Genomic DNA, 21,451 nt, shown 5'->3' with positions numbered 1-21,451 from the left:
CTTCGGCGGGGCAGTGTGCGTTTGGGCCTCGGCCACGCCTGGGCGTTGGCCAACCGGCGGCGGCAATGGCTGAACAAAGCGTGTGGCACTGCCGTCCGGCCGCTTCAGCCATGCAGATGGCACGCCGATAGCCAGCCCACGTGAGGCATGGCCGTGTGCAACCGCCCCACGATCAGGCAGTGCGCGTCGCAGAGGGCGTCAGCGCGTTGTCTTCCGAACGTTCAACGCCTTGGGGAGGGTTGATCCATGTCGTATGTCTCGCTTGGTGCGCTGCGCCACGCTGTCTTGGTCTGCGCGTTGTCGTGCACGTTTTATGCCACTGCTGGCGAGGTCAGCCTGCAAGGGCTGGCGTCCAGCTCCACCCATCAACGTTTCATCGTCAGCTACAAGGACCGCGTCGGCAGCAGCCGTGCGACCGGCTTGTCTGCGCCATGGCGCGAGATCGCCAGCGCCGTGCCTGCACAGCGCGGACGCGCGTTGGGCTTGTCGGCCACTCGCCGGCTCAGCACGGGCCCGATGCTGTTGGTGGCCGATCGCAAACTGGACCGCGTGGACGCAGAAAGCCTGATGCGGCGCCTTGCCGCCGACCCGGCCGTCAAGCGCGTGGAAGTGGACGTGTTGATGCGCCCCTTGCTGGTGCCCAACGATCCGGGCGTGCCGCAGCAATGGGCGATGGGCGCCACCGCCGCCAGCATGAATATCCGACCGGCGTGGGATCGCACCACCGGTAAGGGCATCGTGGTGGCGGTGATCGATACCGGCATCACCAAGCATCCGGATCTGGACGTTAATGTCCTGCCCGGCTACGACTTCATCATCGACCCGGCGACGGCGCGCGATGGCAATGCGCGCGATGCCAGTGCCGCCGACCAGGGCGACTGGACCGCCGCCAACGAGTGCGGGCCGGGTGCGTCCGCGTCCAGCTCCAGCTGGCATGGCACGCATGTGGCCGGCATCGTGGCGGCGGTCGGCAACAATGCGGTCGGCGTGGTCGGTACCGCGTTCAATGCCAGGGTGCTGCCGCTGCGCGTGCTTGGCCGCTGCGGCGGTTACATGTCCGACATCGCCGATGCCATCGTCTGGGCATCGGGCGGCAAGGTCAACGGTGTGCCGGCCAACCCGAATCCTGCCACGGTGATCAACCTGTCGCTGGGCGGCGCGGGAAGTTGTTCGACAACGCTCAGCACGGCCATTGCCGGTGCGGTGACGCGGGGCAGTTCGGTGGTGGTGGCGGCGGGCAACAGCAATATGGATGTGTCCACCAGCGTGCCGGCCAATTGCCCGAACGTGATCGCAGTGGCGGCCACTACCTCGGCGGGCGCCAAGGCCAGCTTCTCCAACTTCGGCAAGGGCGTGGATATCGCGGCGCCGGGACAGGCCATCGTCTCCACGCTCAACAGCGGCACTACGGTGCCGGGGAATGCGGCGTATGCGTCGTACAGCGGTACCTCGATGGCTGCACCGCATGTGGCCGGTGTGGTGGCGTTGATGCAATCGGTGGCGCTGAATCCGCTGACGCCGGCCACGGTGAAAGCCCTGCTCAAGAGCAGCGCCCGGCCGTTGCCGGTTGCCTGTACGCAGGGCTGCGGTGCGGGCCTGGTCAATGCCGATGGCGCGGTTGCTGCGGTGATCGAGTCGACCACCCTTGCCCGGAATGTGGCGCGTACCGGCTTGAGTGCGGCGCAGTCGGATGTGCTGTATTACCAGATCAACGTGCCGGCCGGCACGCGCACGCTGAAGGTGACGCTCAACGGTGGCAGCGGCAATGCCGATCTGTCGCTACGCGCAGGTGCACTGCCGACCGATACCGCCTACAGCTGCCGCAGCCTGCTGCCCGGCAATGCCGACAGCTGCACAGTCAACGCACCGGCGGCCGGTACGTACTACGTGCGGTTGAAGGCGACATTGGCGTTTTCAGGCGTCAGCGTCACGGCGGCGTACTGAGCAGGGTGGCGGCGGTGATGCCGCCGCGGCTCAGTCGCACAGTGCGCAGGCCCGCGCACTGAGTGCCTGCAGCAGCTGTGCGCCGGGCAATTCCAGCAGCAACCCGCGCTGGCCGGCGTTGATCCACAGCGCCGGTGCGTCCAGCGCCGTGGCTTCGATCAGCACCGGCGTCTGCCGTTGCTGACCGAGCGGGCTGATACCGCCCACCTTGTAGCCGGTGCGGCGTTGTGCATCGGCCACGTCCATCATGCGTGCGGACTTTCCGCCGCACGCGCTGGCCAGTTTCTTCAGCGACAGGCGCCGGTCGCAGGGAATGACCGCACACACGGCCAGGTCGTCGACCCAGGCCATCAAGGTCTTCAGCACCGTCTGCGGTGCCAGCCCAAGCGCGTTTGCCGCCTGCAGGCCTTTGGCGTCTGCATCGTGTTGATAGTCGTAGGGGTGTAGCGCGTAGGCCACGCCGGCAGCGTCCAATGCCTTGGTCGCGCGGGTGGCCTTGCTCATGGCCTCAGACCGGTTCGAAGCGGTTGGCTGCGACGTTCTTGCGCACTTTCTCGGGATTCCAGATGCGTCCGTTCATGGCGATGTACACGCCGGCCGGCAGCGACTGCACCGCGCCGACCGCGCAGCCGATATTGAACTCGGCATCCGAGCCGCGGAACCGCGCCGGATTGAGCGCGCCGGTCATCACGATGGTCTTGTCGGCGATCGACTGCAGCACCTTGCCGGTTTCCACCATCGAGTCGGTGCCGTGGGTGATGAGCACGTGGCGGGTCGGCTGGGCGGCGATGGTGGCGCGGATCAGCTCGCGATCGGCCTCGGTGATGTGCAACGAATCCTTGCGGATGATCGGAATCACCGAAAAGCGGAAGGTCACGCCCAGTTCCTTGAGGATCTGGCCGATCTGCGGGTCGCCGATCTGGTAGTCGGATTTGTCGTCGAAGTAGATCTTGTCGATCGTGCCACCGGTGGTGACGATCAGGAGGTCTTCCATTGCTGCCAATCCTTCAAACGTGCGCGGTGCAGGCCGCGCGAGGGCCGTCATGATACGACCCCGGCGCGTGCGCTGCCCAAGCTGGGTCAACGTTGAGGGCGAGGGCGGCCGAAGCGCGCCGCCATCCCGGGGCCACCCACCAGGGCCACCACGGCCAGCGCGAGCAGCAATTCCAGCCAGGCCAGTCCGCGGGCCTGGGGCTGGCTCCAGGCCGCCATCACGCCGTGGCTGAACCAGCCCAGCGCGAACACGCCGGCCCAGAAACGCGCACGCGCGCTGCGCACCGCCAGCACGCCGGTCAGCGCTGCCGGCAGCACGAACACGATGAGCGCGGCGAGCGGGCGCGGGTCGTCGTGAAACCAGACCGCGAACAACGCCGCCAGCGCCAGCAGCGCCGCGGTCAGCAGCCAATGCATGGCGCGCACGCTCACGGAGGTGCCAGCCGCCGTGCGACATCGGCCACCCGCCGCCCCAATGCGCGCGCCAGCAGGGCTTCGTCCTCGCTCGGCTGTGGGTCGCCACCAGCGCCGGAGACATGGCTGGCGCCATACGGCGTGCCGCCGCTGGTGGTGTGGCTGAGTGCGGCCTCGGTGAACGGGATGCCCACGATCAGGCAGCCGTGGTGCAGCAGCGGCAGATGCATCGACAGCAAGGTCGATTCCTGGCCGCCATGCATCGAGGCGGTGGAGGTGAACACGCCTGCCGGCTTGCCCGCGAGGGTGCCGGTGGCCCACTCGGCGCCCAGGCTGTCGAGGAAGTGCTTCATCGGTGCGGCCATATTGCCGAAGCGGGTCGGGCTGCCCAGCAGCAGGCCGCTGCATTCGGCCAGATCGGCCCGATCCACATACGGCGCGCCTTCGTCCGGCACCGGCGGGGCGCTGGTCTGGGTGACCGCAGCCACCGGCGGCACCGTGCGCAGCCGCGCGCTCATGCCCGGCACCTCGCCGATGCCGCGCGCGATCTGCCGCGCCAGCCGCGCCACCGAGCCGCCACGGCTGTAATACAGCACCAGAATCTCCGCCATCGTGCCTCTGCCGCCTGTTGAGTTGCCGCAGTATCGGCCATGCCACCGCCTGCCTGCACGCCGCAGGTGCGGCAAGGCCGCGATGACGGCGCATCGGGTACCCTTGCGCGATGTCGCGTGTGAACAAACTCCACCAATGGAAAGAGCGTCTGCGCGATCGCGCGCGGACGGTGAGCTTCGGGCGCTTTCTGTGGCGTCGCTTTCTGGACGACCGCCTGTTCCAGGCAGCGGCCTCGCTGGCCTACACCACGGTCTTCGCGCTGGTACCGCTGGCCATCGTGGTGTTCGGCGTGTTGTCGGCGTTTCCCGCATTCAACGAGTGGAAGGACGCGCTCACCGACTTCATCTTCAACAATTTCGTGCCCGGCGCCGCGCGCTCGGTCCAGAACTATCTCAACCGCTCGCTGGAAGATCTTGGCAAGTTCACCGTCGCCGGCATGGTGGCGCTGGTGGCTTCGCTACTGATCACCCTGCACAGCATCGAGCAGACCTTCAACAGCATCTGGCGGGTGGCAGCCGCCCGGCCCAAGGTGACGCGTTTTTTGATTTACTGGACGGTGCTGACCCTGGGCACGATGCTCGCCGCCGCCTCGATGGCGATGGCCGCGTATGTGTTCGCGCTGCCGCTGTTCCGTACCACCGAAGGCCAATGGCTGGCCGAATTTTCCTGGCGGCTGGCGCCGATGGCGGTGGAGTTCGTCTGCATCGTGCTGATCTACCGCGTGGTGCCGCAGCATGCGGTGCGGCTGCGGCACGCGCTGCCGGGCGCGCTGCTGGCGGTGATCCTGATGGAAATCGTCAAATGGGGCTTCGGCTTCTACCTGGGAAATTTCCAGACCTATCAACGCATCTACGGCGCATTGTCGGCGCTGCCGATCCTGCTGCTGTGGATCTATCTGAGCTGGGTGTCGGTGTTGCTGGGCGCGTCGTTGGCATCGTCGATGTCGGCGTTTCGCTATCAGCCCGAAGCCATGCGCCTGCCACCGGGTTTCGAAATCTACGGCCTGCTGCGTCTGCTCGGCCGGTTCCGGCAGGCGCGCATCCACGGCAACGGCCTGGACGAGGACCGCATTCTTGCGCTGGAGCCGATGCTCACCGACACGCTGATGCAGGAGCTGTTGTGCGAGCTCAAACGCATCCGCTTGCTGCGCCGCGACGAGCGCGGCCAATGGCTGCTGGCGCGCGACCTGGATGTGGTGCCATTGGCCGAACTCTACGAAAACTGCCAGCTGCGCGTGCCGATCGAAGACCGCCCGCTGCCATGCCGCGACGATGCCTACGGCCAGGCCGCCGCCGCCGCGCTGGAACAATTGCGTCAACCGTTGCGCGGCGTGCTGGCGCAACCGGTCGGCGACCTCTACACCCACCTCCCCGGAGACCCTCCATGACGATGCGCCTTGTGCGCGGCGCGTGCGCGCTGCTGTTGCCGTTGTTGCTACTGACCGCCTGCAAGCCCACCGGGCAGGGCACCCCTGCTGCGGCCGATTCGACGGCCGCGCCTGCCACGGCTCCCCAGACCTCCGAAAAACCCGCCGCCGACCCGGCAGGTGCAGCCAACACCTCGGTGGTGCAGCAGACCGCCGACATGCCCAAGCTGTCGCTGCCGACGGTGTCGGGCGAGACCTACGACCTGGCTGCGCATCGCGGCAAGTGGGTGGTGGTCAACTTCTGGGCGACCTGGTGCGCGCCTTGCCTGAAGGAAATGCCGGAGCTGTCGGCACTGCACACCATGCGCGACAGCGTCGAAGTGGTTGGCCTGGCCTATGAAGACATCACCGCCGCCGACATGCAGGCGTTTTTGAAGGATCACCCGGTGTCCTACCCGGTGGCGATCCTGGACCCGTATCAGCCGCCGCAGGACTTCGCCACCCCGCGCGGCCTGCCGATGACCTATCTGATCGGCCCGGACGGCAAGGTGGCCAAGCAGTTCCTCGGCCCGGTCACCGCACACGACATCGAAGCGGCAGTCGGCATCACCGGCAAGGCGGGATGATGCAGGCGGCGCGCTTTGTGGTCAGCGGGAGAGTGCAGGGCGTGTGGTACCGCGGCTCCACCCGCGAGCGCGCGCTGGCGCTGGGCCTGCACGGGCATGCGCGCAACCAGCCGGACGGCAGCGTGGAGGTGGTCGCCGCCGGCAGTGAGGCCGCGCTGGAGGTGCTGGAAGCGTGGCTATGGCAGGGCCCGGCAGCGGCGCAGGTGACGTCGGTGACGCGCACGGCGTGCGCCATTCCGGCGACTGAAGAATTTGTAACTGGCTGAGTGCGTGCCGCCATGGCGGGGCAAAAGAGTTGCGTTGCCTCGCCGATAACCTTCTCAACGCGATCAGGCGTTCAGGGGAATGTAATGGCCGCTCCATCTCAAGATCACAACGACGGGCACGAACTGGCGGCATCTCGCCGCAATCGCCAGCTGGCGCAGTTCGGACCCTGGCTGTATCTCGGCGCGCTGCTGGGCAGTGGCTGGTTGCTGTTCGTGCAGCCGTCCACTCGCGTCCTGCAACCCGAGCAGGCGGCTACCAGCTGGCTGCTGGCGTGGACGTTTGTCGGCATCGTGATCGGCGCGGTGGCATGGAGCCTGCGTCTGGCGCGGCAGGATCTGGCGCAGCCATCGGCAACCTACCCGATGTCGGCACGCCTGCCAGAATCGTGGACCGATGCCTATGCTGCGTTGCTGCGCCCGGCGGCTCCGGCCGCAGTGGTCGCGCCCCGCCTCGACCCGGCCGACACCCAGCGTGGCGCTGCCTGGCACCGCTTCGGCGCCGGCATGCTCAGCGCCGAAACCTTCGACCCCAACGATGCCACCCGTGCGCCGTGGGATGCGATGGATGCCCAGGCCTGCATCGCACGCCTGGACGAAGTACGCAGCGCCTGGCAGAACGCGTCGGTCAACCGCACGCTGCAGCAGGAGCGTCGCTACTGGCTCGACGTGGTGCTGTCGCTGCTCGATCACGGCGTGATGCGCCCGCTGCAGGACGGCTACCTGCCCGACACCGCTGCGCTGCGCACCGAGCGCTTCCTGTTGGGCGCCGATGCAGGCCCGATCGTCCTGGCCGACGTGCCGGCGCTGTTCGCGCGCCGCCTGGCCTTGGCCATCGAAGCGATGCCGGCCGCGCAACGCGATGCGGCCGGCGTGCAGTGGCGGCTGCTGCAGCAATTGCATGCATTGGTCGCCGAAGGCCGCATGCTCGACGAGCGCTCGCAGGTGATCCAGGTGCTGGCATGGAACCCGGACGTGGACCTGGACCAGGTCGAAGTGGCCTACATCCTGGCCGCCGAATACCGCGAAGGCATGCGCGACTGGTTGCGTCGCGCTGCGCTGGTGCGCCTGCCCGACAGCGCCCTGCGCCTGGACGAAGTGCTGCTGTCGTCCTGCAGCCCGCTCGGCGCGCAGGCCGACGATGTGGACTACATGGAAGCCATGCGCCCGCTGCACCGCGGTTTCATGCAGCTGTTCAGTCAGCGCCTGAGCCAGCTGGTGGTGCAGGCCGAGCAGGCCGAACGTCGGGCCGGCCTGCATCCGCTGCCGCGCGCCACCACGGCCAGCGACGAGGTCTCTCAGGACTGGCCGGCGTAATCGTCGATCGGTTCCAGTACGCCGTAGCGCTCCTTGTGCGGCTTGCCATCCAGCGGTGGCAGCTGCAACGTGTCATCGGGCACCGCGGTGTCCGGCAGCCGATCCAGCAGGTTGCGGATCAGGCTCAGCCGGCCCCGCTTCTGGTCGTTGAAATCCACCAGCGTCCACGGTGCGTCCGGCGTATGTGTCGCCTCGAGCATGCGCTCGCGTGCGGCGGTGTAGTCCTCGTACTTGCTGCGTGACTGCAGGTCCACCGGCGACAGCTTCCAGCCCTTGAGCGGATCTTCCTGGCGTTCGGCAAAGCGCTGTTCCTGCTCGGCCTGATCCACGCACAGCCAGTACTTGAACAGCAGAATGCCGTCGTCGACCAGCAGTTGTTCGAAGCGTGGCGCTTGCTCCAGAAACGCTTCGTACTGCGCGTCGGTGCAATAGCCCATCACCCGTTCCACGCCGGCGCGGTTGTACCAGCTGCGGTCCATCAGCACCAATTCGCCGGCCGCCGGCAGATGCGCCACATAGCGTTGGAAATACCATTGCGTGCCTTCGCGGTCGTTGGGTGTCGGCAACGCCACCACCCGGCACTGGCGCGGGTTCAGATGGCTGGCGATGGCCTGGATCACGCCGCCCTTGCCGGCGGTGTCGCGGCCCTCCACCAGCACCAGTGCGCGCTGGTTGGTATGGCGCAGCCAGCGCGCCATGTTGACCAGTTCCAGCTGCAGCGGTGCCAGCAACTTCTTGTAGGCCTTGCGTTTCAGGTGCGACATGCGCGTTCCGACATCGATGAAGCGCGCAGGCTATTCGCCCAGGCGTGGACGCAGTGTCGCCAGATTGCAGGGCTTGGTACGCGCATCCAGCTGCGCACGCACGATCTTCTCCCAGGCCGTGCGGCAGGCCGAGGTGGAGCCGGGCAGGCAGAACACGAAACTGTGATTGGCCAAGCCCGCAAACGCACGCGATTGCAGCGAAGACGTGCCGATTTCTTCCACGCTGATAGCCCGGAACATCTCGCCGAAGCCCGGCATGATCTTGTCCAGCAACGGCGTGATCGCCTCCGGCGTGCTGTCGCGGCCCGTGAAGCCGGTACCGCCGGTGACCAGAATGCCGTCCACCTGCGCATCGGCAATCCATGCAGAAACGATCGCGCGCATGCGGTAACGTTCGTCCGGACACAGGGCACGCTCGTGTAGTACGTGGCCGTCGTGAGTGAGGGCATCAACCAGATAGTCGCCGGAGCGGTCATCGGCCAGCGTGCGGCTGTCGGATACCGTCAGCACGCACAGGTGCAAGGGAATGAAGTCGAGATTGGAAGGCATGGCCCAAGCCTAGCGATCCGGGACGCGCGGGTACAGCACCACGGTGTGAAGCCGCACAACTCAGCTACTGGCTTCGTCAGGGCGGCAGCGCGGCCGGGGATTGGCTCCTCGGCGCGGCAGACATCCTGTCTGACGCGCCGCCGCGGCACATCCGTGTGCCGCTCTCCGCCAATCCCCGGCCACGCTGCCGCTCGGCGCGTTATTTCCATGACCTGAAAAGCTTGAACAAGCTAGTGAAGCGCCGCTTGAAGCCCCTCTCCCGCCGGGAGAGGGGTTGGGGTGAGGGTACGGCGAAGCAAGATGCCTGTCGGTACTCGCTTCGGTCAGGGCGACAGCGCGGCCGGGGATTGGCTCCTCGGCGCGGCACATCCTGTCTTACGCGCCGCCGCGGCACATCCGTGTGCCGCTCTCCGCCAATCCCCGGCCACGCTGCCGCTCTGCACGTTGTTTCCATGACCTGAAAAGGTCTCGAAGAAATTCAATGACGCTTTCAAGCACCTCTCCCGCAGGGACGAGGAGGCACAGCTGGGCGCGCGTGCCTTGGAGCGCCCGCGCCGCAAGCGCGTGCCGGGGCACGGAGCGGGAGTTGGGGTGGGGAGCAAAAGACAGCCATCTACTTTGGAAAGGCAAGCAGGCCGCTAGTTACCTGACCAACCATGTTGGCGCGCGAGTGCTTGCATCAGGTCCGCGAACCCGTCGGCAAACCCATCCATATCGAACACGCCCGACTCGCGCCGACGCTCCGCCACCCGCGCACGCAACGTACTCAACGCGGCTGGATCACTCGCCAACGCCACCGCCTTGGCCACAAACGCGGCGTCGTCGGCCACATTCATTTCATCCAGCCCCAGATGATGATTCAGGCTGCCCGCCACCCGTGCGGCAAACGTCTCGCCGGGCGTGGTCAGCACCGGGCAACCCGTCCACAACGCATCGGAGGCGGTGGTATGCGCGTTGTACGGATGCGTATCCAGAAACAGATCGGCGTGCCGGTAACGTGCCAGATACTGCGGGTGGGGCAACTTCGGCATGAAGACCAGGCGCTGCGCATCCACGCCCTGCGCCTGTGCTGACGCACGCAAGCGCGCATCGGCCTGGCCCGGCCCCGACAACAGCCACAGCACACTGCCGGGCACCGCACGCAAGACTGCCAGCATGCGCACCATGCTGCGCGGGTTGAGTTTGTAGCTGTTGTTGAAGCAGCAAAACACCACGCCATGCGCAGGCAAGCCGCACGCGGTGCGCGACGGCGGCTCACCAAGCGTGCGCGTGATGTCCGACGGCTGAAACACGCGGTTCAAGCGCAGCACATGCTCGCTGTAGAACGGCGCCAGCGACGGCGGCAATGCGAATGCATCGCCCAGCACGTAATCCATCCACGGCGCACCGGAGGTGCCCGGGTATGCCAGCCAATTGATCTGCACCGGCGCCGGCCGCAGGGCGAACACTTCCGGGCGCCCGCCACCCCCCCAGCCGCGCAGATCGAACAACACATCGATCCCCTGCGCGCGGATATGCTGCGCGGTGGCCAGGTGCCCGAGCGCGGTGACATCGTGCAGCGTGGTGGCCTGAGCCAGGCGCGCGCGAATCGCGCTGCCGTCGTCCTGGCTGGTCGCAAACAGCTGCAACTGCAGCGCCGGTTGGCGTTGCTGCAATGCCTCGAACAACGCCACCGTCAACAGCCCCGTGGGATGCGCGCCGAAGCCATTGGACACCAGGCCAACACGCAACGCACCGCAGCTGCGTACCTTGACCGGCGGCAGTGGTTGCAGGCTTGAGGCGATCGCCTGCGCGCGCGTTCGCGCACAGGCCAGTTGCTCGGCCGCAGTGGCGTCCTCGCTCAGGAACGCGAACGGCTCCACCGCCGCTGCGCCGTGCGCCACGGCGTTGCGCACCTGCGCGGCCAAGGCATCCAGATCGCGCCAGTCGCATAAGCGACGGCGCCAGTTGAGCAGCTGCGCGGCGATATACGGCTCGTCGGGCAGCAGCTGATGCGCGCGTGTGTAGGCTGCCGCCGCCTGCTCCGGCTGACCGGCGTCTTCCAAGGCATGGCCCAGCCATAGCGCAATGCCCGGATGCTGTGGCACCAGGTCCGATGCCTGCTGCAGCAAACGCGAGGCCTCTGTATGCCGCTGTTGCGCCCAGCGCACGCGGCCAAGCCGTGCGATCGCTTCCGGGTGGCCCGGATGCAACGCCAATGCGCGTTGCACGGCCAACTCGCCGGCGGCGATGCCGCCCATGCCGAGTTCGGCATCGGCCAGCATCAACCACGCAATGAAATCGCCCGGCTGGCGCCGCACCGCCTCGCGCAGCTGCAGCAGCTCGCGCGGGACCTGCGCACTCACGGGCTGTCGCTCAACCGTGCCAGTTCGTCGGCCTGATGCTCGTGCAGCAGGCGTGCGATCAGTGCATCCAGATCGCCTTCGATGATGTTGGGCAGGTCGTACAAGGTCAGGCCTTCCACGCGGTGGTCGGTGATGCGGCCCTGCGGGAAGCTGTAGGTGCGGATGCGCTGGCTGCGGTCGCCGCTGCCGACCTGCAACTTGCGCGTCTGCGCCTCGGCGGCTGCCGCCTTGCTGCGTTCGGCTTCCACCAGTTGCGCCTTCAGCCGCTTCATCGCCTTGTCGCGGTTGGCGTGCTGGCTGCGCTCGGTCTGGCATTCCACCACCACGCCGCTGGGCACGTGGGTGATGCGGATCGCCGATTCGGTCTTGTTGACGTGCTGTCCGCCGGCGCCGGAGGAGCGGAAGGTGTCCACCTTCAGGTCCGCCGGGTTGATCACGATCTCTTCCACATCGTCGGCCTCGGGGATGATCGCCACCGTCGCCGCCGAGGTGTGGATGCGGCCCTGCGACTCGGTCGCCGGCACGCGCTGCACGCGATGGGTGCCGGATTCGAACTTCAGGCGCGAATACGCGCCGCGCCCGACCACCCGTGCCACCACTTCCTTGTAGCCGCCGTGCTCGCCGGGGCTGTCGGATTCGATCTCGACCTTCCAGCCCTGGCGCTCGGCATAGCGGGCGTACATGCGAAACAGGTCGCCGGCGAAGATCGCCGCCTCGTCCCCGCCGGTGCCGGCGCGCACTTCCAGAAACAGGTTGCCGTCGTCGCGCGGGTCGCGCGGCACCAGCAGCAACGCCAGCTGCGCATCCAGTTCGTCCAGGCGTGCCTGTGCGGCGGCGATTTCCTCTTCGGCCAGCTCGCGCATTTCCGGGTCGTTGCGCATGGCTTCGGCCGCGCTCAGATCGGCCTTGGCGCGCGCCTCGTCTTCCAGCGCCACCGCCACCGGCTCCAGTTGCGACAGTTCGCGCGACAGTGTGCGAAACCTGTCGTTGTTGCTCACCACGTCCGGGTCGGACAACAGGTGCTGCAGTTCTTCGCGGCGCTCGGCCAGCGCTTCGAGCTTACGGCGCAGGGTCGGCGTCATCAGTCCTCACGATCGGGGTAGCTACAGGGGGGATGTTGGTAACCGGGTTTTTCCGGGAAAAGCCGGTCGGCCGCACTGGTCAATTCCAGGTCGTTGCTGAGCGCGGCCTCGCGCAGCGCGGCGGTGGGCGGATGCAGCAGCCGATTGGTCAGCGCATGCGCCAGCTGCTCCAGCACCTCGTCGGCCGGCTTGCCGTTGCTCAATTGCTGGCGTGCCTTGGCCAGCAGTTCGTCGCGGGTGCTGTCGCCGAATGCACGCAGCCGCTTGAGCGGTGCCTGGCGTGCGTTGGCCTGCACGGTCTCGACATAGCGCGCCACCTGCAGGTCGATGATGGCCTCGGCCTGGTCTGCGGCTTCGCGGCGGCTGCGGCGGTTGTCTTCCACCGCGCGCTCCAGATCGTCCACGGTGTACAGATAGGCATCACCCAGTGTCGCCACCGAGGCTTCGATATCGCGCGGCACCGCCAGGTCGAACAACAGCATCGGCTTGCGTTTGCGCGCGCGCAGCGCCTGTTCCACCTGCGCCCGCGTCACGATCGGCTCGCGCGCGGCGGTGGCCGAGAACACCACATCGGCCTCGGCCAGATGGCGTTCCAGATCGGTCAACGGCAAGGCATAGCCGCCGTGCTGGCTTGCCAGTGTCTGCGCATGCGCCAGGGTGCGATTGGCGATCAGCAACCGGCGCACCCGGCCTTCGCTCAGATGCTTGGCGGCCAGCTCGATGGTTTCGCCGGCGCCGATCAGCAATACGGTCGATTCGTTGAGCCGCGCAAAGGATTCCTGCGCCAGCCGCACCGCGGTGGAGGCCACCGACACCGGGTTGGCGCCGACACGGGTATCGGTGCGCGCGCGCTTGGCCACCGAAAAGGTCTGCTGGAACAGCCGATCCAGCCCGCTGCCCAGCGCGCCGTGCGCGCGCGCCACCGCCCAGGCGTCCTTGACCTGGCCCAAGATCTGCGGCTCGCCCAGCACCATCGAGTCCAGCCCGGTGGCGACCCGGAACAGATGACGCACCGCGTCGGCGTCCTGATGCTGGTACAGATAGCCGCTCAGTCCTGGCGCATGCGCGTCCAGCCAGCCGGCCAGCGTCTGCGCATCGTCGGCCATCGCGTACAGCTCGGTGCGGTTGCAGGTCGACAGCAGCGCGGCCTCGCGTACCTGCGGCAAGGCGCGCAACGATTCGAGCGCGCGCGGCAGCGCGTCACCTGCGAACGCCGCGCGTTCGCGCAGGTCCACAGGTGCGGTCTGGTGATTCAGTCCGAGCACCCACAACGTCATTGTTCAGTTGCTTGCGATAAGCTGGCGGCCATTCAGGGCCCCATTTTACGGCCCGGTTGCCCCCGATGCCTGTACCGATTCGCATCCTGAGTGTTCTTTTGCTGGTAGCAGTGTCCGCCAACGCCACGGCAGCACCCAAGAAAGCACCGCCCGCTCCACCGGCCAGCAGTGCCGGCGCCACCTCGCTGGAACCTGTGCTCGCCGGCGAATTCGCCTTGCAGGCCGGGCAACTGGACGATGCCGCCCGCGCCTATCTGGACGCTGCCAAGGCCGAAGCCGGCGACGCCGGCCTGGCCGAGCGCGCTGCCCGCATCGCCATGCTGGCCAACGACGACCCGCGTGCCATCGAGGCCCTGGCGCTGTGGCGCGCCCGCGCGCCGTCGTCGATGTCGATGCGCAGCACCGAAGCCTCGCTGGCCCTGCGCCGTAACGACCTGCGCACCGCGCGCCGCGACCTGCTCGGCTTGCTCAAGGAGCCCGACCCGCGTGGCTGGCGCTTTGCGTTGATTGCGCTGGCCAACGGCGGCCGCGAGCCGGAAGCCTCCGCCGACGTCCTCGAAGACCTGGTCAAGGCCGGCGCCATCCCCAACCAGATCGAGGTCTGGCAGGAATTTGGCCGGCTCGCGCTGCGCATGGAGCGCCCGGCGCTGGCCAAGCGCATCGTCGACGAGGTGGTACGCCGCTTCCCCGAGGAGCCGCGCGTGGCCTTGCTGCACGCCACCCAGCTGCAACAGGAAGGCAAAAACGACGAAGCGCTGGCGTTGCTGAAGAACGTCGAACCGAAGGCCGTGAAGGATTCCGAACTGCGTGGCGCGCTGGCCTTCGCCTACGATGCCATGGGCCAGACCGAAGCGGCCGCGCGCGTGCTGTCCACCGGGCCGCAGGACACCCAGACCTATGGGTTGCGCGCGTCCATGCTCGCCAAAGAGAAGGACCGCACAGCGTTGGAGGCGCTCTATGGCGAGCTCAAGAGCAACGCCACCAAGCCCGACCCGGACCGCCGCCTGCTGCTGGGCAAGATCGCCGAATTCCTCAAGCGTTATGACGAAGCGGTGGAGTGGTACCGCGGCGTGCCCGGCGGATCGCAGCTGAGCGAAGCGCGCTTGCGCGCGGCCAGTGCCCTGTACGAGCTGGGCCGCAAGCCCGAAGCGTTGGCGGAAGTGCGCGCATTGCAGGGCGATGCCACTGCCGACGACGATGCCCGTCGCGATGCCTATGTGCTGGAAGCCGAGCTGCATCAGCGTGCCGACGACGCACCGGGCGAGCTGGATGCCTTCGAGCGTGGCCTGGCCGCCTACCCGGACGACGGTGCGCTGTTGTACGCCCGTGGCCTGGCCTGGGAGCGTCGCGACGACGTGGCGCGCGCCGAGGCCGACCTGCGCAAGATCCTGGTGGCCGAACCCGAAAACGTCGCGGCACTGAACGCGCTGGGCTACACCCTGGCCGACCGCACCAGCCGCTACAAGGAAGCGCTGGCGCTGATCGACCGCGCCCGCACCGCCGACCCGGACAACCCGGCCATCGTCGACAGCTACGGTTGGGTGCTGTACCGCATGGGCCGCACCAAGGAAGCCCTGGTGCAGCTGCGCCGCGCCTGGGCATTGGCCAAGGACCCGGAGATCGCCGCACACGTGGGCGAGGTGCTCTGGGTCAGCGGCAGGCAGGATGAGGCACGCCGCTACTTCGACGAAGCGCGTCGGCTGGATCCGGACAATCGCGCGCTGCAACGCGCCACGGAGAAGTTCGGTCTATGAGCGCCGCAAGACGGACGCTGGCCCTGAGCGGGCTGGTGCTATTCGCCCTGTCCGGCTGCGTCAGCGTGCCGCGCGGGCAGGGCGGTGGCGCGGCGGTGGTCGAGCGCGTGTCCGATCAAGCGCGCACGGCCGAAACTGCGCGCCAGGCCTGGTTGCAGGCCCATCCGCAGTGGTCGTTCCAGGGGCGGGTGGCGATCAGCAAGGACCGCAACGGTGGTAGCGGGCGCATCGACTGGCAGCAGGATGGCCCCCGTTACCGCGTGCAGCTCAGTGCCCCGGTGACCCGCCAGAGCTGGGTGCTCACTGGCGATACCACCACCGGCGCCGGTCGGCTTGAGGGGCTGGACGGCGGTCCGCGCAGCGGCCCCGATGCCGAACAGGTCTTGCAGGAGGCGACCGGCTGGACCATCCCGGTCAACCAGATGCCGGACTGGGTGCGCGCGCTGCGCATTGCCGATGCCGGCGCGCAACGCGTCGATCTCGACGCTGCCGGGCGCCCGCGTACCGTGCAACAGGATGGCTGGACCATCGAATTTCTTGCCTGGGCACCTGTCAGCGACGGCCAGCCCGAGCTGCCGCAGCGCATCGAAGCCCATAACGGCAGCGCCAAGGTCCGCCTGCTGGTCGATCAGTGGACGGTATCGCCCTGATGGTAGCGCCGGACGGCTGGTCGGCATGGCCTGCGCCGGCCAAACTGAACCTGTTTCTGCAGATCATCGGGCGCCGCGCCGATGGCTACCACCTGCTGCAGACCGTGTTCCGGCTGCTGGATTGGGGGGACACCATTCATCTTCGTGTGCGCAGTGACGGCCTGATCCGCCGCATCGGCGAAAGTCTGCCCGGCGTCGCCGAAGACGATGATCTGGTGATCCGCGCCGCGCGCCTGCTGCAATCGTCCACCGGCGCACGGGCCGGCGCGGAGATTCGCCTCGACAAGCGCATCCCCGCCGGTGGCGGGTTTGGCGGCGGCTCGTCGGACGCGGCGACCGTGCTGGTGGCGCTCAATGCCTTATGGGGCCTGGGCTTGCCGGTCGATGCGCTGGCCGAGCTGGGGCTGCGGCTGGGTGCGGACGTGCCGGTGTTCGTGCGCGGGCGCAATGCCTGGGCCGAGGGCGTGGGCGAGCAACTCACCCCGATCGTCCTTCCGCAGGCCGCCTATGTGCTGGTCGATCCGGGCGTTCATGTGCCCACGCCGGCGTTATTTCAATCACAGGAATTGACGCGGGATGCTGCGCCCGTGAAAATAGCGGACTTCGCTTCCGGTTCTCTGCTCGACAATGCGTTCGAGCCGGTCCTGCGGCGCCGCGAACCCGCCGTCGAGGCCGTGTTCCAGGCGTTGTCACAGATCGGCACGCCACGTTTGACCGGGTCGGGAAGTGGGTGTTTCGTCGAATTCGCCACGCGCGCTGCTGCAGAGCAGGCCCTGGCGCAGTTGCCGGACAGCCTGCGGGCGTGGGTCGTGGAAGGTGCAGCGCACTCGCCATTGCTCGACGTACTGGACGCAACAAGGTTTTGATGCAGGGGCGTCGCCAAGAGGCCCAAGGCACCAGGTTTTGATCCTGGCATTCGTAGGTTCGAATCCTACCGCCCCTGCCAATATGCAGATCCCTCTGCAGCAGCTCGCACATCCATGTGCGGGGATTCAACGAAAAGCCCGGCATTTGGTCGGCTTTGTCCAGTCCCATCATCGCCCGCACGCTCTTTGCCACCGCCCGAGAGATCCCATGCAAGACCAACGTAACCTGCTGGTGTTCTCCGGCAATGCCAACAAGCCGCTTGCCCAGAGCATCTGCAAGGAGCTCGGCGTGCGCATGGGCAAGGCGCTGGTCACGCGCTTTTCCGATGGCGAAGTGCAGGTGGAGATCGAAGAGAGCGTGCGCCGGCAGGAAGTGTTCGTGATCCAGCCAACCTGCGCGCCGAGCGCTGAAAACCTGATGGAACTGCTGGTGCTGATCGACGCGCTCAAGCGCGCCAGTGCCGCCTCCGTCACTGCGGTGATCCCGTACTTCGGCTATTCGCGTCAGGACCGCCGTATGCGCTCCTCGCGCGTGCCGATCACCGCCAAGGTTGCCGCCAAGATGATCTGCGCGATGGAAGCCGACCGCGTGTTGACGGTCGACCTGCATGCCGACCAGATCCAGGGCTTCTTCGATGTGCCGGTCGACAATGTCTATGCCTCGCCGCTGCTGCTGGCCGACATCTGGCGCGCCTATGGCACCGACAATCTGATCGTGGTGTCGCCGGACGTGGGCGGTGTGGTGCGCGCGCGCGCCGTCGCCAAGCGCCTGGACGATGCCGACCTGGCCATCATCGACAAGCGCCGCCCGCGCGCCAATGTCGCCACAGTGATGAACATCATCGGCGACGTGCAGGGCAAGACCTGCGTGCTAGTCGACGACCTGGTCGACACCGCCGGTACCTTGTGTGCGGCTGCCGCAGCGCTCAAGCAGCGCGGCGCGCTCAAGGTGGTGGCCTACATCACCCACCCGGTGCTGTCCGGCCCGGCAGTGGACAACATCAATAATTCGCAGCTCGACGAGCTGGTGGTGACCGACACGATTCCGTTGAACGAAGCGGCGCGCACCTGCCCGAAGATTCGTCAGCTGAGCGTGGCAGAACTGCTGGCCGAGACGATCCGCCGTATCGCCTTCGGCGAATCGGTCAGCTCGCTCTACGTCGACTGATCCCGCATTCGGTGCCCGGATTTCCGGGTGCCGGTACTACGTCTCTCCTGGTCGCGGGTGAGACGCTTCATCGCCGCGAGGCGGTATTCCAATCTAGGTAGTGAAACAACATGGCAAAGACTCACGAAATCAAGGTCGAGCGCCGCGCATACGAGGGGAAGGGTGCGAGCCGCCGCCTGCGTCACGCTGGCGTCATTCCGGCCATCGTCTACGGTGGCGAACTCGAGCCGGTCAGCATCCAGCTCAACCATGAGCAGATCTGGCTCGCCCAGCAGAACGAGTGGTTCTACTCGTCGATCCTGGACCTTAACCTCAATGGCGACGTGCAGCAGGTACTGCTGCGTGACATGCAGCGCCATCCGTTCAAGCAGCTGATCATGCACATCGACTTCCAGCGCGTCAGCGCCAACGAGAAGCTGAGCGCTGCCGTGCCGCTGCACTTCATCAACGAAGCGACCTCGCCGGCCGGCAAGTCGAGCGAAGTGGTTGTGACCCACGAGCTCAACGAAGTCCAGGTGGTCTGCCTGCCGAAGGACCTGCCTGAGTTCATCGAAGTCGACCTCGGTGCCCTGGAAGTGGGTAACGTGATCCACCTGTCCGAAATCAAGCTGCCGGCTGGCGTCGAAATCCCCGAGCTGAAGCTGGGCAAGGAACACGATGTTGCCGTGGTTGCTGCCAAGCACGTGCGCGTTGAAGAAGAAGACGCTGCCGGTGAAGAAGGCAGCGAAGGCGCAGAAACCAAGTAATCCGTCGGCCGATTCCTCGCATGCGCGGGGAATCGGCTGCGGTGACTGGCATGTCTGCACTTCGGCTGATCGTCGGGCTTGGGAATCCGGGTCCGGAACACGCGCAAACCCGGCACAACGCCGGGTTTCGTTTCGTCGATGCCCTCGTCGAGCGCAGTGGCGCCCGCTGGGGGCTGGACAGCAAGTTGTTCGGTGAAACGGCCAAGGTCGATATCGCAGGACAATCGGTCTGGCTGCTCAAGCCGGCCACCTTCATGAATCTCAGTGGCAAATCGATCACCGCCGCCCTGCGGTTCTGGAAGATCGAGCCGGAGCAACTGCTCGTCGCACACGACGAACTGGATCTGGCGCCGGGCACGGCGCGGCTCAAGTTCGATGGCGGCCACGGCGGCCAGAACGGTCTGCGCGATACCATTCACCTGCTGGGGCACGGCAAATTCCACCGCCTGCGGGTCGGCATCGGCCATCCCGGTCACAAGGATCGCGTGGTGCCGTGGGTGCTGGGGCGGGCAGGGCGCGAGGACGATGCTGCGATCGGTGCTGCGGTGGATGCGGCCATCGATGTCCTGCCGCTGGCGATGGACGGCAATTTCAACGAAGCGATGAAGCGCCTGCATACAAGTAGGGGTGCGTGATTGGGGATTGGGGATTCGCCGCGGCCATGCTGCATGACGAATCTCCAATCCCGAATCCCAAATCCCGGATGTAACCCATGGGTATCAAATGCGGCATCGTCGGCCTGCCCAACGTCGGCAAGTCGACCCTGTTCAACGCGCTGACCAAGGCGGGCATCGCTGCGGCCAATTTCCCGTTCTGCACCATCGAGCCGAACGTCGGCATCGTGCCGGTGCCGGATCCGCGTCTCAATCAGCTGGCCGAGATCGTCAAGCCGCAGAAGCTGATCCCTACCGCGGTCGAGTTCGTCGACATCGCCGGCCTGGTGGCCGGTGCGGCGAGCGGAGAAGGCCTGGGTAACAAGTTCCTGGCGCACATCCGCGAAGTCGATGCGATCACCCATGTGGTGCGCTGCTTCGAGAACGACGACGTCATCCACGTCAACAACAAGGTCGACCCGATCGCCGATATCGAAACTATCGATACCGAGCTGGCGCTGGCCGACCTGGATAGCGTGGAAAAGGCGCTCAATCGCGCCGAACGCAGCGCCAAGGGCGGCGACAAGGACGCGGCGGCACGCAAGCCGGTGCTGGTCAAGTTGCAGGCTGCGCTGGCCGACGGCAAGGCCGGCCGTGCGGCCGGGCTGGATGAAGAGGAAAAGGCGCTGATACGCGATCTGTTCCTGCTGACGCTCAAGCCGGTGATGTACATCGCCAACGTGCTGGAGGATGGTTTTGAAAACAATCCGCACCTGGACGCGGTGCGCGCGCACGCCGCGACCGAAGGCGCCGAAGTGGTGCCGGTCTCGGCTGCGATTGAGGAGGAGCTGTCCCAGCTCGACGACGAAGATCGTGACACCTTCCTGGCCGATCTCGGACTGAGCGAGCCCGGCCTGAATCGCGTCATCCGCGCGGCCTACACGCTGCTGGGCCTGCAGACCTACTTCACCGCAGGCGTCAAGGAAGTGCGTGCCTGGACGGTCAGGGCGGGCTCCACCGCACCGCAGGCGGCGGCAGTCATCCATACCGATTTCGAGAAGGGCTTCATCCGCGCCGAGACGATCGGCTTCGATGACTTCATCAAGTATCGCGGCGAAGCCGGTGCGCGCGATGCGGGCCGTCTGCGTCTGGAAGGCAAGGAATATCGGGTCCAGGAAGGCGACGTGCTGCACTTCCGTTTCAACGTCTGATCCGGTGTGCGCGGCGCTGATCGTCGCGCGCATTCAGTAGTGACGAAGAGTTCAAAATATTTGTTGACACCGGGTGCGTCCCACAACAAAATAACGGGCTGCTTCACCCCGAACCGAATCGCCTCACCGCGCCACGGTCCGGTAGTAAAAGCTGGAGGGATACCCAAGCGGCCAACGGGGGCAGACTGTAAATCTGCTGGCTTACGCCTTCGGTGGTTCGAATCCACCTCCCTCCACCAGTTTCACGTTGTGGTATGCAGTTCCCGGCGCGGGAGTAGTTCAACGGTAGAACCTCAGCCTTCCAAGCTGATGGTGCGGGTTCGATTCCCGTCTCCCGCTCCATTGAACGCAAATGCATGGCATAATGCAAAACTCGCTCACGTAGCTCAGTCGGTAGAGCACCTCCTTGGTAAGGAGGAGGTCGAAGGTTCGATTCCTTTCGTGAGCACCATTACTCAATCGTCTTAAACTCCAAACGATTACCGAGAACTTGCACCCATGGCAAAAGCTAAATTCGAGCGCACCAAGCTGCACGTCAATGTCGGCACCATCGGTCACGTTGACCATGGCAAGACCACGTTGACCGCTGCGCTGACCAAGATCGGTGCAGAGCGTTTCGGTGGCGAGTTCAAGGCGTACGACGCGATCGACGCAGCGCCGGAAGAGAAGGCGCGCGGCATCACGATTTCGACCGCACACGTCGAATACGAATCCCCGAACCGCCATTACGCCCACGTTGACTGCCCCGGCCACGCCGACTACGTCAAGAACATGATCACCGGTGCGGCGCAGATGGACGGCGCGATCCTGGTGTGCTCGGCCGCTGACGGCCCGATGCCGCAGACCCGTGAGCACATCCTGCTGTCGCGTCAGGTCGGTGTGCCGCACATCGTCGTGTTCCTGAACAAGGC

The 21,451-nt window shown here is 66.5% G+C and carries 21 protein-coding genes, 4 tRNA genes and 1 pseudogene; 17 read left to right on the top strand and 9 right to left on the bottom strand.

Features of this window, described 5'->3' with window-relative positions; translation table 11 throughout:
• Positions 1-246: 246 nt before the first annotated feature.
• Positions 247-1,944: a S8 family peptidase gene (locus tag FHY18_RS10525; protein ID WP_259154149.1), complete on the top strand. Its 1,698-nt coding sequence runs from the start codon at positions 247-249 to the stop codon at positions 1,942-1,944.
• A gap of 30 nt (positions 1,945-1,974) precedes the next feature.
• Here FHY18_RS10525 and ybaK read toward each other — a convergent pair whose 3' ends face one another.
• The 4 genes from ybaK to wrbA form a co-directional block, all read right to left on the bottom strand.
• The gene (ybaK, locus tag FHY18_RS10520) at positions 1,975-2,448 is read right to left on the bottom strand and encodes a Cys-tRNA(Pro) deacylase (RefSeq protein WP_259154146.1); all 474 of its coding nucleotides are present in this window, start codon (positions 2,446-2,448) and stop codon (positions 1,975-1,977) included.
• A gap of 4 nt (positions 2,449-2,452) precedes the next feature.
• On the bottom strand, positions 2,453-2,938 hold the full coding sequence (locus FHY18_RS10515; RefSeq protein WP_259154139.1) for an asparaginase domain-containing protein: 486 nt from the start codon (positions 2,936-2,938) through the stop codon (positions 2,453-2,455).
• Positions 2,939-3,024: 86 nt separating this feature from the next.
• Positions 3,025-3,369, bottom strand: coding sequence for a DUF2069 domain-containing protein (locus FHY18_RS10510; protein ID WP_259154136.1), 345 nt, complete (start codon positions 3,367-3,369; stop codon positions 3,025-3,027).
• Positions 3,366-3,962 carry an NAD(P)H:quinone oxidoreductase gene (gene wrbA, locus FHY18_RS10505; RefSeq protein ID WP_259154128.1) on the bottom strand — a complete coding sequence of 199 codons (597 nt, stop codon included), beginning with the start codon at positions 3,960-3,962 and terminating at the stop codon, positions 3,366-3,368. The genes FHY18_RS10510 and wrbA overlap by 4 nt, the downstream gene beginning before the upstream one ends.
• Before the next feature lie 110 nt (positions 3,963-4,072).
• On the opposite strand from wrbA, the gene FHY18_RS10500 reads away from it, so the two are divergent.
• The 4 genes from FHY18_RS10500 (at position 4,073) to FHY18_RS10485 (ending at position 7,535) form a co-directional block, all read left to right on the top strand.
• Positions 4,073-5,350, top strand: a complete 1,278-nt coding sequence (locus FHY18_RS10500; RefSeq protein ID WP_259154126.1) for a YihY family inner membrane protein — start codon at positions 4,073-4,075, stop codon at positions 5,348-5,350.
• Positions 5,347-5,955 carry a TlpA disulfide reductase family protein gene (locus FHY18_RS10495; RefSeq protein ID WP_259154123.1) on the top strand — a complete coding sequence of 203 codons (609 nt, stop codon included), beginning with the start codon at positions 5,347-5,349 and terminating at the stop codon, positions 5,953-5,955. The genes FHY18_RS10500 and FHY18_RS10495 overlap by 4 nt, the downstream gene beginning before the upstream one ends.
• Positions 5,955-6,221 carry an acylphosphatase gene (locus FHY18_RS10490; protein ID WP_259155952.1) on the top strand — a complete coding sequence of 89 codons (267 nt, stop codon included), beginning with the start codon at positions 5,955-5,957 and terminating at the stop codon, positions 6,219-6,221. Before FHY18_RS10495 ends, FHY18_RS10490 begins: the two co-directional genes overlap by 1 nt.
• An 84-nt stretch (positions 6,222-6,305) precedes the next feature.
• Positions 6,306-7,535 (top strand): hypothetical protein, encoded by a 1,230-nt coding sequence (locus tag FHY18_RS10485; protein ID WP_259154118.1) that lies wholly within the window; start codon positions 6,306-6,308, stop codon positions 7,533-7,535.
• On the opposite strand, the gene ppk2 is transcribed toward FHY18_RS10485, so the two are convergent.
• The 5 genes and pseudogenes from ppk2 to hemA form a co-directional block, all read right to left on the bottom strand.
• A complete protein-coding gene (gene ppk2, locus FHY18_RS10480) occupies positions 7,517-8,299 on the bottom strand; it encodes a polyphosphate kinase 2 (protein WP_259154116.1) in 783 nt (260 codons plus the stop codon). The two genes, FHY18_RS10485 and ppk2, sit on opposite strands and share 19 nt — an antisense overlap.
• A 30-nt stretch (positions 8,300-8,329) precedes the next feature.
• Positions 8,330-8,848, bottom strand: coding sequence for a molybdenum cofactor biosynthesis protein B (gene moaB, locus FHY18_RS10475; protein WP_259154114.1), 519 nt, complete (start codon positions 8,846-8,848; stop codon positions 8,330-8,332).
• Positions 8,849-9,486: 638 nt separating this feature from the next.
• Complete coding sequence (locus FHY18_RS10470; protein ID WP_259154113.1) at positions 9,487-11,193, bottom strand: tetratricopeptide repeat protein; 1,707 nt, start codon at positions 11,191-11,193, stop codon at positions 9,487-9,489.
• Complete coding sequence (gene prfA, locus FHY18_RS10465; protein ID WP_259154112.1) at positions 11,190-12,275, bottom strand: peptide chain release factor 1; 1,086 nt, start codon at positions 12,273-12,275, stop codon at positions 11,190-11,192. The genes FHY18_RS10470 and prfA overlap by 4 nt, the downstream gene beginning before the upstream one ends.
• Positions 12,253-13,552 (bottom strand): annotated as a pseudogene (gene hemA / locus FHY18_RS10460) (glutamyl-tRNA reductase). The gene prfA and the pseudogene hemA overlap by 23 nt, the downstream one beginning before the upstream one ends.
• Positions 13,553-13,617: 65 nt before the next feature.
• Between hemA and FHY18_RS10455 the strand changes: the two are divergent.
• The 12 genes from FHY18_RS10455 to FHY18_RS10400 form a co-directional block, all read left to right on the top strand.
• A complete protein-coding gene (locus FHY18_RS10455) occupies positions 13,618-15,306 on the top strand; it encodes a tetratricopeptide repeat protein (protein WP_259154111.1) in 1,689 nt (562 codons plus the stop codon).
• Positions 15,303-15,956: a lipoprotein insertase outer membrane protein LolB gene (gene lolB, locus FHY18_RS10450; protein WP_259154110.1), complete on the top strand. Its 654-nt coding sequence runs from the start codon at positions 15,303-15,305 to the stop codon at positions 15,954-15,956. Before FHY18_RS10455 ends, lolB begins: the two co-directional genes overlap by 4 nt.
• Positions 15,938-16,822: a 4-(cytidine 5'-diphospho)-2-C-methyl-D-erythritol kinase gene (ispE, locus tag FHY18_RS10445; RefSeq protein ID WP_259154106.1), complete on the top strand. Its 885-nt coding sequence runs from the start codon at positions 15,938-15,940 to the stop codon at positions 16,820-16,822. The genes lolB and ispE overlap by 19 nt, the downstream gene beginning before the upstream one ends.
• A gap of 3 nt (positions 16,823-16,825) precedes the next feature.
• Positions 16,826-16,902 (top strand) — tRNA-Gln (locus FHY18_RS10440).
• 128 nt (positions 16,903-17,030) lie between these two features.
• Entirely contained in the window at positions 17,031-17,990 is a 960-nt protein-coding gene (locus FHY18_RS10435; RefSeq protein WP_055851346.1) for a ribose-phosphate diphosphokinase, read from the top strand.
• A 110-nt stretch (positions 17,991-18,100) separates the two neighbouring features.
• Entirely contained in the window at positions 18,101-18,736 is a 636-nt protein-coding gene (locus FHY18_RS10430; protein WP_259154092.1) for a 50S ribosomal protein L25/general stress protein Ctc, read from the top strand.
• 50 nt (positions 18,737-18,786) lie between these two features.
• Positions 18,787-19,371: an aminoacyl-tRNA hydrolase gene (gene pth / locus FHY18_RS10425; RefSeq protein WP_259154091.1), complete on the top strand. Its 585-nt coding sequence runs from the start codon at positions 18,787-18,789 to the stop codon at positions 19,369-19,371.
• A gap of 77 nt (positions 19,372-19,448) precedes the next feature.
• Positions 19,449-20,540 (top strand): redox-regulated ATPase YchF, encoded by a 1,092-nt coding sequence (gene ychF, locus FHY18_RS10420; RefSeq protein ID WP_259154087.1) that lies wholly within the window; start codon positions 19,449-19,451, stop codon positions 20,538-20,540.
• Positions 20,541-20,693: 153 nt separating this feature from the next.
• A tRNA-Tyr gene (locus tag FHY18_RS10415) sits at positions 20,694-20,779 on the top strand.
• Positions 20,780-20,808: 29 nt separating this feature from the next.
• A tRNA-Gly gene (locus tag FHY18_RS10410) sits at positions 20,809-20,882 on the top strand.
• Between the two features lie 33 nt (positions 20,883-20,915).
• Positions 20,916-20,991 (top strand) — tRNA-Thr (locus tag FHY18_RS10405).
• A 47-nt stretch (positions 20,992-21,038) separates the two neighbouring features.
• Positions 21,039-21,451 (top strand): GTP-binding protein (locus tag FHY18_RS10400; RefSeq protein ID WP_259154082.1); only part of this gene is annotated, 413 nt, incomplete at its 3' end.

This window comes from Xanthomonas sp. 3793 (assembly GCF_024806835.1).
Taxonomy (GTDB): domain Bacteria; phylum Pseudomonadota; class Gammaproteobacteria; order Xanthomonadales; family Xanthomonadaceae; genus Xanthomonas; species Xanthomonas arboricola_F.
The sequence above is the reverse complement of the archived record's forward strand: the minus strand, read 5'-3'. Positions and strand labels throughout refer to the sequence as shown.

Coding starts and splice junctions, on each gene's coding strand:
- FHY18_RS10525 (WP_259154149.1), top strand. CDS start 247: ATGTCGTATGTCTCGCTTGGTGCGCTGCGCCACGCTGTCTTGGTCTGC.
- ybaK (WP_259154146.1), bottom strand. CDS start 2,448: ATGAGCAAGGCCACCCGCGCGACCAAGGCATTGGACGCTGCCGGCGTG.
- FHY18_RS10515 (WP_259154139.1), bottom strand. CDS start 2,938: ATGGAAGACCTCCTGATCGTCACCACCGGTGGCACGATCGACAAGATC.
- wrbA (WP_259154128.1), bottom strand. CDS start 3,962: ATGGCGGAGATTCTGGTGCTGTATTACAGCCGTGGCGGCTCGGTGGCG.
- FHY18_RS10500 (WP_259154126.1), top strand. CDS start 4,073: ATGTCGCGTGTGAACAAACTCCACCAATGGAAAGAGCGTCTGCGCGAT.
- FHY18_RS10495 (WP_259154123.1), top strand. CDS start 5,347: ATGACGATGCGCCTTGTGCGCGGCGCGTGCGCGCTGCTGTTGCCGTTG.
- FHY18_RS10490 (WP_259155952.1), top strand. CDS start 5,955: ATGCAGGCGGCGCGCTTTGTGGTCAGCGGGAGAGTGCAGGGCGTGTGG.
- FHY18_RS10485 (WP_259154118.1), top strand. CDS start 6,306: ATGGCCGCTCCATCTCAAGATCACAACGACGGGCACGAACTGGCGGCA.
- ppk2 (WP_259154116.1), bottom strand. CDS start 8,299: ATGTCGCACCTGAAACGCAAGGCCTACAAGAAGTTGCTGGCACCGCTG.
- moaB (WP_259154114.1), bottom strand. CDS start 8,848: ATGCCTTCCAATCTCGACTTCATTCCCTTGCACCTGTGCGTGCTGACG.
- prfA (WP_259154112.1), bottom strand. CDS start 12,275: ATGACGCCGACCCTGCGCCGTAAGCTCGAAGCGCTGGCCGAGCGCCGC.
- FHY18_RS10455 (WP_259154111.1), top strand. CDS start 13,618: ATGCCTGTACCGATTCGCATCCTGAGTGTTCTTTTGCTGGTAGCAGTG.
- lolB (WP_259154110.1), top strand. CDS start 15,303: ATGAGCGCCGCAAGACGGACGCTGGCCCTGAGCGGGCTGGTGCTATTC.
- FHY18_RS10435 (WP_055851346.1), top strand. CDS start 17,031: ATGCAAGACCAACGTAACCTGCTGGTGTTCTCCGGCAATGCCAACAAG.
- FHY18_RS10430 (WP_259154092.1), top strand. CDS start 18,101: ATGGCAAAGACTCACGAAATCAAGGTCGAGCGCCGCGCATACGAGGGG.
- pth (WP_259154091.1), top strand. CDS start 18,787: ATGTCTGCACTTCGGCTGATCGTCGGGCTTGGGAATCCGGGTCCGGAA.
- ychF (WP_259154087.1), top strand. CDS start 19,449: ATGGGTATCAAATGCGGCATCGTCGGCCTGCCCAACGTCGGCAAGTCG.